Genomic DNA, 8,705 nt, shown 5'->3' on the forward strand with positions numbered 1-8,705 from the left:
TCGACGTTTATTATAGCAGCTGATTCATGACGTACGATCAGTGGTAATCAGGAACCACTATGGCTGCTACAGATATGCACACACTACAGACCATCCAGCAACAAAGGGCTGCCTTCAGTTATCAGTGGGTGAGGGCAATGGTCACTGGCAATACGCCGGATGATAAGGCACCGGAACGATTCAAAGCTTACGCCAACAGCTTTCCGGCCAAGGTTCAGATGAATGGTCTCGGGCAGGCACTGGCCTTTGCCCGCAGCAAGTCCGGGACAACGGCAGAAGGCAGGGCCTGGCGGCATCTTTACCAGCTGGTCAGTGACTGGCTTGCCCGGCCGGAGGGCTGCTTCCCGAATCAGGATGTACTGGAAGGCATTATGTCTTCTGATATGCAGGTCTACCGTCAGGCCCAGGCTGAAGTACAGGCCCTGATGGTCTGGGTAAAACAGTTTGCCCGCGCTGAAATCCGGGGAGGTGACTGATGCCGCGGCCACTCTATAAAGGTGCTGAACCTCCAAAACCGGCAGCCGGTTTTCATAAGGGCCTCTGGTTTGAACGCTTTTTTAATTACAGCGATCCCACTTTTAAAGAAGTTGGGGATGGCGATAAAGAACAGGCCATTACACAGGTATCTGGTGCGGCAGGCAGTGATCCGGAAATAGAAAGATTTGCCTCCCGTCAGATTAAGCTGATCAACAGTCTCGGCGGGCAGTTTCAGATATTTTCCCTCGACTGGCACTTTGTTACCGGCATGGGTAATGAGCATCCGGTAGAGAATGGTTTTCTCTGGCATCCGACGCTGGGTACTCCATACCTGCCGGGTTCGGCGGTGAAAGGCCTGCTGCGCAGCTGGTTGGAGCAGAATCTGGAACCCGGTACCCAGCGGCAGGAACTGTTACACCAGTGGTTTGGCAGTAAAGGGAAAAAACCGGAAGAGCAACAGCATGAAAACCAGGCTGGAGACCTGATTTTTCATGACGCCATTCCGGTGGGGGCAACCCGTGTTAGGGCCGATATCATGACCCCTCACATGGGTAAATGGTATGAAAAAGGCGGTGAGGGCAGTCCGGCCAATAGCCCAGATACCATTCCCGCTGACTGGCATAACCCGATACCGGTGCCATTCCTGGTAACAACCCGGGCATCCTTCCTTTTTGCGGTTTCACCAAGGACCGGGGCTATGAATGATGGCATCGATGATGTTATGAAGTTTTTGGGGAATGCCCTGGAAGAGCTGGGAGCCGGGGCAAAAACAGCCGCAGGCTATGGTTCCATGCAGCGGGATGGAAAGCAGGAGGCAATCTTTGCCCAGCGTTTGCAATCGCAACAGGAACAACAGCAGCAACAGGCGTTTGAAGCTTCCCTTTCTCCTGCTGAGCGGGCGATGTATCAGGTACGCCAGCAACTGGAAGCAGACAGACGTAATGGTAATAAAAATGCGGGGGGTGACTGTAAAAGGCAACTGAACCTGATGGTCGACCAGGCTGCTACTGAACAGTGGTCAAAAGCTGAACTTGAAGAGCTGTGCCAGCTGGCACTGGATATATTGAACCATCACGGCCCGGCCCCCAAAAAAGGCAAAGGAAAGGAGTTGATGCAGAAAATCCGCAGGCTTCAGGAGCAGGCAATATGAGTTGCTGGCCATTGGCGGTTTATCAATTCCGGGTGCAGATGGACAGTGATCTTTCGTTGCCGCGTTTTGCCAGCTCTCTGCTGCGCAGTGTCTTTGGCAGTACTTTGAAACGCCTGGTCTGTTCCGGGCATGGTCTGGATAAACCTTGCCCGGAACAGTGTGCCTACCGGTTGTTGTTTGCACCGGTAAATCAACCCGGAGCCCGGTTTACTGATGCAGCGCCTCCGCTAATATTCCGTTTTCCGTTAATTGATAAAATACCGCAGCAGGATTATCTGGAATTTTCCATGGTTCTGTTCGGCCCGGCACTGGATTATCTGCCATTAATTACCGACGTCTGGCGACGGGTTTTTGAGCAGGGTATTGGCCATTCACGGAAGACCGGGCGGCTCAATTCTGTTGCGATCCAGTTATATGACGGAAGCTGGAAAACGATTTATGACAGCACAGCGGGTCTCTTTCTTCCTCATCAGCCAGAACTGGTGCTAGCCGATGCCGATGATAGCGCTGGGGATAAGCTGAAACTCCGCCTTGAGACCCCCATGCGGTTGATGTCGGCAGGAAAGCTACTGCCCCGTGAAACATTAACCGCCGATGCCCTGGCCAAGGCCCTGTTAAGAAGAATACATCAGGCCAACCAGTCCTACCTCCATCAGTCTGTACCGGATTGGCTGCAATTTCAGAATTGGTTCGCATCGGTCAATCTTAAGGCTGTGTTACAACCGGTTGCACTCAGTCGTTACTCATCCAGACAAAAGCAATCCATGAGGTTGACCGGCTATCTGGGGGAAATCCATTTACAGGGGGTACCTCGGGAGTTGTATAGCTGGCTGGTGCTTGGCCAATACCTGCATCTGGGCAAAAACAGTGTGATGGGGTTGGGGCAGTATTGTCTGAACTCTTCATCGGATTCAAGGGACATCGAATAATGAACAAATCAAACCCATTAACTCTAATGGTATGTATTGCTTCGGCTCAGAGTGCCGCCAATCTTTTACCAGTAGTTGTCCGCAGGCCTGATCGGGTGGTTATCATTCAGTCGGATAAAATGGCACGACAGGCAAACGAACTTAAATGTTGGCTGAATAGCTACGCCAATTATCAGCCTGAACAGCTGGAAATTCATGACGGGCTGCCCGATAGCGGTATCAACCGACTGGCAGAATATGCCCTGAACCTGCGGGGTGCCCTGGAAGAATCGTGGCCGGAATATCGGCTAATCCTCAATGCCACTGGCGGGAACAAATTAATGGCCCTGGCCTTTGTGGATGTGTTCCGTGATGACAATATTGAGATTATTTACACCGATACTGACCATGACATACTGGAAGTGATTGAGCCGAAGGACCAGCCAGCGGAGCCTATATCGGCGGTATTCAATATCCCTTCCTACCTGGCATCCCAGGGTTACCTGGCAAGAAAGACCGACAGTGATGATGAGCAGTGGTGTGCCAATGCTCTGCGCAGAAAAGCCCTGACGAAGTGGCTGGTGGAGCATATTGACCGCCTGATTAAAAATGACGGGTCAGGCTTCCTGCCTCAGATTAACGGAATTATCCACAGTGATGTACTGGATCAAAATCAGCAACTACGCTCGCCCAAAGACTATCAGCAGCTGAATTACGTAAGCTTACGGGATCATCAAGTGCTTCGCCGCCTTACTGATGAGGGTATCATTGCCTGGACTGCGGATGATGCTCATAAAATCCAGTTTCCTTCCGCTGAAGCGGCGCAATACCTGGGAGGACGATGGTTGGAGGAATATGCCTGGCATATCGCCAGGGATACCGGGGCTGAGCATATTGCTGCGGGCATGGATATCACCGATGCCCAGCAGCGAAAAGACGGGGTTCGTAACGAACTGGATATGGTTATGGTTCATAATAATCGCCTTTTGCTGGTGGAGTGCAAAACCGGGCAGATCCAGAAAGAGCAACGGGACTCCGAGGTGATTTATAAGCTGGACAGCCTGGCAAACCATGCCGGTGGTTTATACTGTGAGCGACTGTTAGTGAGTGCCGCTCCAGTAGACCATCAACGGAAAAACGGACAGAAAGTAAAAGTCAGTGCCCGGGCCAGGAGTTACGATATTGATGTATTGCAATACCAGGGGGTTAAGAAGCTGAGGGAGGTGCTTTTGAACTGGATGAACGCAGGGCGCCTGACAATTCCTGATTAGCCTGAAAGTGACAGGCATTTCTTATTGGCGATTTATGATTTTTACTGCTCTTTGACAATGAAAAAAATGGACGAATACCCCTTCTGGCTAAGGGGCTTTGTAACCTGTTGAAAATAACGTATTATTCTGGCTGTGGAGTTTCAGAACCTCCCCGCTTTTAAGGGGATTAAGACTAAAGCCCTGCGCCCAGCGTCGACCTGCCGTTTGTTTCAGAACCTCCCCGCTTGTAAGGCTGTCTCTTAGTCACAAATACCCGGGATAGTCAGAATTATCATTTTCTAGGTATTTTCTTGCTCTGTAGCCCTTGAAAACACTGAGGTTTAATATTTGCCTAAAAATATAGACGACAAATGAAAATCATCCTGTGACCCTTGACTACCAAGGATTACAAGACTTGTGATAAAGAGACAGCTTGTAAGGGGATTAATAATTATCAATCAAGCTGTCCAGCCCTCTTCATCCACACCTGATCCATAAAGGCTATCATCGGGCAATCTCACAGGGCCTAAGGCAGGGCTGCCATTAACAAAAAGACCTACAATATAGGTTATATATACTATTATAAAGGTCATACAACCCATAAAAGAGGTCATAATAACTGGCGTATATCGCTAAGGGGTTCAGCTATGTTCATGCTAAACGGAATATTATCGGGGAAAAGTCAGGAAAGCGTATTGCTTTTTATCCTGGTCAGAGAGCGAGGCTATGGAAGGGAAATAGCCGAATTCTTTGATCTGTCTGTCAGTCAGGTACAGAAGCAGCTGATAAAGCTGGAAGATGCGGGGATTCTGGTGTCAAAACGAATAGGCAAGACGCTGTGTTTTGAATTCAGCCCTCGTTACGCTTTTATTGCCCCCTTGAAAGAACTGCTCAAGGCGGTCTTGAAAGCGTACCCTGAGCAACTGAGAAGTAAATTGGTTATGAATAGATCCCGGCCGAGAAAATCTACCAAACCAACTGAGTACTCAAGAAAGAGGCAAACCGGTTGAAAAAATCAGATTTCACTGGATTGAGCATTGTATCTGTCGCAACCAGGTTTGCATGCCACCTGGCTGAAGCCGGAATAGAGTGTGTTGTGGTCGGTGGTCTGGCCGTTGAGATATACACCGGGAACCGATACCAGACGCTTGATATTGACATGGTTAATGTCTCAATGAACACTCAAAATGCACTATGCCTGATGCTCAATCAAAACAGGACACCATCTGAATTCTCCGCGTTTATTCGCAAGCAGAGCGAATCGGCTTCCGCTTACCGTCTCATAACCACGCTGTGCAACAATACATACGCAAAGGCAAAGGAGGTTGGAGTGACTGAAATGGATGATATTGAGGGCATTGTTGAGAATGAGTTCATCAACCTGCTTTAGCCCATAAAAAAGCTACAGCAAACTTTATGCCCGGGGTTTCGTGAATGAATGACCTGATGTCTAAACTATCGGGCATTATATGCTTGAAAAGTGCCAACGTTAAAACTGGTTACACGACGGCGGTTTATCTTCAGAACCTACCTGCTTTTAAGAGGGTTAAGGCTTGATCTTTGCCATCCCCTGGCGGGCAAACTTCCGCACTGCTCCCTGAATCAATGAATCAAGGGATGCATTGGAAGTGATGGTTTTGAGATACCCAGCACTTCGCCCATCTGGATCACAGAAGGAAACTTTTTGTCGTATTGCCTGTTTCAGGCTTTCCCAGTCGGTCTGGTAGCCGCTGTACCAGGCTGCACAGGCGATCAGCCCCCGGATCATCGGATAAAAGCCTTCTGAACCAATACGTGATATCCAGCGCTCACCGAAATGGGATGCAAGAAAAGGTACATCGCTGACCATCTTTGTCGGCTGTATTTTGCCCCGGGAACGCTCGGGTAACTTTACCCTCAGTAATGTTGCTGGCAATTGCTCTCTCTGTCCATACAGCAGGCCGCTGCGCCAGGGAATGGGGTCATCCATATCAATAAAACCGGGCCTTGCGGTGTAGATCATTTGCACCGGGCTGTAGATTGCCGGGTCAACACAGGCATCCTGCCTGCGGGTATTAGCCCAGCGTTTAATGGCTGTGAGGCTGAGGGGTTGATCCAACAGAAAATAAAGACGAGCGTACAATCGATCTGCGCTCGGATGCTGGCTGGCGGTGAGCTGCCAGTAGCAATGGGTTTGTGTAAACCCTGCCCCAAGAATTGCCAGCGCCTCATGAATCATAGTTACAGGATGACGGATATCGTGATTCTGTCTCAGGGGTAGGCCGTCAATATCCAGAATAAGCAGAGAAACTGGCGCTTCCCGGTAGGTGGCCGGATGATCTGGCTGGTCATAGGCAAGCCTGCGTACCAGTGATTGCCCGGGCAGAACCGGCAATGCTTGTCCCTGAATCATTGCCAGCTGAGGTTGATATTCAAGCCAGCTCAAATAATTCCCCAGGTCGTTTGTGGAGAACAGTTCAGGTGATTGCAAACGGTTAAACCAGCGCACCAGCGGATAAGGGACAACCTTCTGGTTGCCATCAGGTTGACCTATCAGGGTTTTACGCAATGGCCGGGTGCTCCCAGCAAGGAAAGCTGAATCATGCTGTCAGCATAAACAGCCCTATACCTCAACTGGCTTTAAGCAAGCTTGCCTGCCCTGTGACTACTTGGCTGGCTGCATATGCTTATCCGGTATACAGCTATTTCATGGGCGGTTCGGAAGCTAAAGCAGTTATTGAAACGCCATCAAAACCAGAAGAATAAAGGGGAATTATGAGCCAGCAGCCCTGGGTGGTGTGTTATGACATTTCCAGCAACCGGAATCGTAACCGGGCGTTGTATGTGCTGCGTAAAATCAGTGAGGGGCGGCAAAAATCCGTATTTGAGTGCTGGCTGAATGCCCGTGAGCAAGCCGAGCTGTTTTGGCAACTGGCGCCGTTAATAGAAGAGAGTGATTCCCTGTTCTGTTTTCCAATCAGTCAGGCCCGGCAGGTGATACGGTTAGGTCAGGGTGAATCCCCGCTGTTTGAATCGCTGATGGTGATTGGCTGAACCGTCTTATGGTTTCTTTTGCGGATGTTTTGTCTGATGCTTTTTGGCAGCTGTGCCATTGGACTGGCAGGGGGAGCGAAGGTATATGCGACATCTGATTATCAGCGAACGGATTGAGGCACTTGAATGTCAGGGTGCTGCGCTGGTGATTCGCCGTGAGCAGGCACCCTTGCAGACAATCCCCCTGCGGTGGCTGGAAACCCTGGTTTTTCTTCATTCTGTCAGCTTGCCCAGCCGGTTAATCAGTACGGCAGGCGAGCTGGGGATTGCGCTGATTTATATCAACAGTCAACAGTCACCAGTTGCGCAGAAGCTTTGCCATTATCCCGCCGGGTTCGGTACTGGCAAACCTCAGGCTGAAGCAGCTCATTCTGAGTGGTGATACGCAACAACGTATTCACTGGGTGCGCCGGGGGTTGCAGATCAAACTGCAGTATCTGTACAAGCAGGTGTTGCGTTGCCATATACGCCGTTCCGATCATCGACGACTCCTGACCCGGGTGCTGGGAACTATTGCCAAATGCCGCAAGGAATTACTGGATGCCGGCGATGTGGGTACACTTCGGGGACTTGAAGGGAAAGCACAGCAAGCCTGGTTTGATGCTTTACGCTATTTGATGCCAGCCAGCCTTGGGTTTACCAGTCGTCAACGACAGCCACCACCAGACCCGGTAAATGCCCTGTTGTCACTGACCTACACCCAGATCTACCTGCTGGCCTGGGAAGCCTGCCTGATGGTTGGGCTGGATCCAGCCATCGGTTTTTTTCATGAATGTGCTGCCAACCGGCAGTCACTGGCCTGTGACCTGATGGAGCCGCTGCACCCCACAGCCGAACTGTGGGTTTTGCAGTTATTTAACCAGCAGGTGTTCAGATCCCGTGATTTTTCCGTACAGACGTCATCAAACAGTGGTAATAGCTGTTACTTATCTGCATCAGCATTAAAGCGTTATCAGCTGCTGTTTGAACGGCAGCGCAGCCCGTGGAAACGACTATTGTTAAAATGTTGTCGTGTATTTCGTGATCAGCTGAATCAATGGGAGCCCCGATGGCCCACGAACAACAATGGTTGATTTGTTATGACATTCGGCAGTCGGCACGGCTGGCAAAAATACACCGGTTTTTGCGGCAGGAAGCACTGGCGCTGCAGAAGTCCGTGTTCTACGCCCGGCTGACTCGGCGTGAGCTGGATGAAATAGTGGCACAACTGCAACAGCTTATGGATGAGACGGTTGATGATATTCGTATTTTTCCATTGCAGGCCGGGCAGTCAATAAACTGGTATGGTCGTCCATTGTTGCCGGAGGGTATTGATTTTGGTCCGGCTCCGGATATTTGTGATTGGTAATTGAGGTCCGCAGGCAAGCTTGTCTTGCAAGCCAACGATCTGGTGCTGATATAGCCTGATTAAGAGAGAGCAGAATACTTTAAATAGCCGGTAAAACGAGGTAAGCCAATGGATGATGAACAGCAGGATTGGGCAGATGATTTCGACGATATGGATGCTGCAGACTGGGAGGAGTTTTATGGCGATGCTGAACCGCCGGAGGCGGAGTAAAGTTGGAAAACCTGGTGATCAATCAAAAAGGCATTCGTCTCTCTGCTGAGCACGGACGCCTGGTTATTCACTACCCTGACCAGAGTGGCAAACAACCATCATCGATTTGTCTTCAGCGATTAAAACAGGTGGTAGTGACTGCCTGTATAGAGCTGGACTCTGCGGTATTGCACTTGTTGTCCAGCAAGGGGATTCATATGAGTTTTTACAGTCCTCGCTCACTAGGAGGCTGTCCGAGAATAGCGCCCGTAGCGAGGATGGCAGCAAATTGGTCTAAAAAGTCGGAAATTTTTAGACCAATTTGCTGCCACCGCAGTAGGGCAGTCTAT

Annotated in this window: 12 protein-coding genes; 11 read left to right on the forward strand and 1 reads right to left on the reverse strand. The window is 50.2% G+C overall.

The window, feature by feature from the left end; genetic code table 11:
* The first annotated feature begins 59 nt into the window (after positions 1-59).
* From cmr5 to KDK14_RS15560, 6 genes are all read left to right on the forward strand, one after another.
* Positions 60-476, forward strand: a complete 417-nt coding sequence (cmr5, locus tag KDK14_RS15535) for a type III-B CRISPR module-associated protein Cmr5 (protein WP_257266085.1) — start codon at positions 60-62, stop codon at positions 474-476.
* Positions 476-1,627: a type III-B CRISPR module RAMP protein Cmr6 gene (cmr6, locus tag KDK14_RS15540; RefSeq protein WP_257266086.1), complete on the forward strand. Its 1,152-nt coding sequence runs from the start codon at positions 476-478 to the stop codon at positions 1,625-1,627. Before cmr5 ends, cmr6 begins: the two co-directional genes overlap by 1 nt.
* Positions 1,624-2,556, forward strand: coding sequence for a CRISPR system precrRNA processing endoribonuclease RAMP protein Cas6 (gene cas6, locus KDK14_RS15545; protein ID WP_257266087.1), 933 nt, complete (start codon positions 1,624-1,626; stop codon positions 2,554-2,556). Before cmr6 ends, cas6 begins: the two co-directional genes overlap by 4 nt.
* Positions 2,556-3,806 (forward strand): Card1-like endonuclease domain-containing protein, encoded by a 1,251-nt coding sequence (locus KDK14_RS15550; protein WP_257266088.1) that lies wholly within the window; start codon positions 2,556-2,558, stop codon positions 3,804-3,806. Before cas6 ends, KDK14_RS15550 begins: the two co-directional genes overlap by 1 nt.
* A gap of 626 nt (positions 3,807-4,432) precedes the next feature.
* Positions 4,433-4,795, forward strand: a complete 363-nt coding sequence (locus KDK14_RS15555; RefSeq protein ID WP_257266089.1) for a winged helix-turn-helix domain-containing protein — start codon at positions 4,433-4,435, stop codon at positions 4,793-4,795.
* Positions 4,796-4,815: 20 nt separating this feature from the next.
* Positions 4,816-5,175, forward strand: a complete 360-nt coding sequence (locus KDK14_RS15560) for a hypothetical protein (protein ID WP_257266090.1) — start codon at positions 4,816-4,818, stop codon at positions 5,173-5,175.
* A 156-nt stretch (positions 5,176-5,331) separates the two neighbouring features.
* On the opposite strand, the gene KDK14_RS15565 is transcribed toward KDK14_RS15560, so the two are convergent.
* Complete coding sequence (locus tag KDK14_RS15565; RefSeq protein ID WP_257266091.1) at positions 5,332-6,333, reverse strand: hypothetical protein; 1,002 nt, start codon at positions 6,331-6,333, stop codon at positions 5,332-5,334.
* Positions 6,334-6,539: 206 nt separating this feature from the next.
* Here KDK14_RS15565 and cas2 (KDK14_RS15570) point away from each other — a divergent pair, with 206 nt between their 5' ends.
* From cas2 (KDK14_RS15570) to KDK14_RS15590, 5 genes are all read left to right on the forward strand, one after another.
* Positions 6,540-6,818, forward strand: a complete 279-nt coding sequence (gene cas2, locus KDK14_RS15570; protein ID WP_257266092.1) for a CRISPR-associated endonuclease Cas2 — start codon at positions 6,540-6,542, stop codon at positions 6,816-6,818.
* An 85-nt stretch (positions 6,819-6,903) separates the two neighbouring features.
* Positions 6,904-7,200, forward strand: coding sequence for a CRISPR-associated endonuclease Cas1 (locus KDK14_RS15575; RefSeq protein WP_257266093.1), 297 nt, complete (start codon positions 6,904-6,906; stop codon positions 7,198-7,200).
* Complete coding sequence (gene cas1 / locus KDK14_RS15580; RefSeq protein WP_257266094.1) at positions 7,121-7,891, forward strand: CRISPR-associated endonuclease Cas1; 771 nt, start codon at positions 7,121-7,123, stop codon at positions 7,889-7,891. The genes KDK14_RS15575 and cas1 overlap by 80 nt, the downstream gene beginning before the upstream one ends.
* Entirely contained in the window at positions 7,867-8,166 is a 300-nt protein-coding gene (gene cas2, locus KDK14_RS15585) for a CRISPR-associated endonuclease Cas2 (protein WP_257266095.1), read from the forward strand. The genes cas1 and cas2 (KDK14_RS15585) overlap by 25 nt, the downstream gene beginning before the upstream one ends.
* A 212-nt stretch (positions 8,167-8,378) precedes the next feature.
* The coding region (locus tag KDK14_RS15590; protein WP_257266096.1) for a CRISPR-associated endonuclease Cas1 at positions 8,379-8,705 on the forward strand (327 nt) is incomplete at its 3' end.

The sequence above is a fragment of the Endozoicomonas sp. ONNA2 genome (assembly GCF_024606365.1).
Lineage (GTDB): Bacteria > Pseudomonadota > Gammaproteobacteria > Pseudomonadales > Endozoicomonadaceae > Endozoicomonas.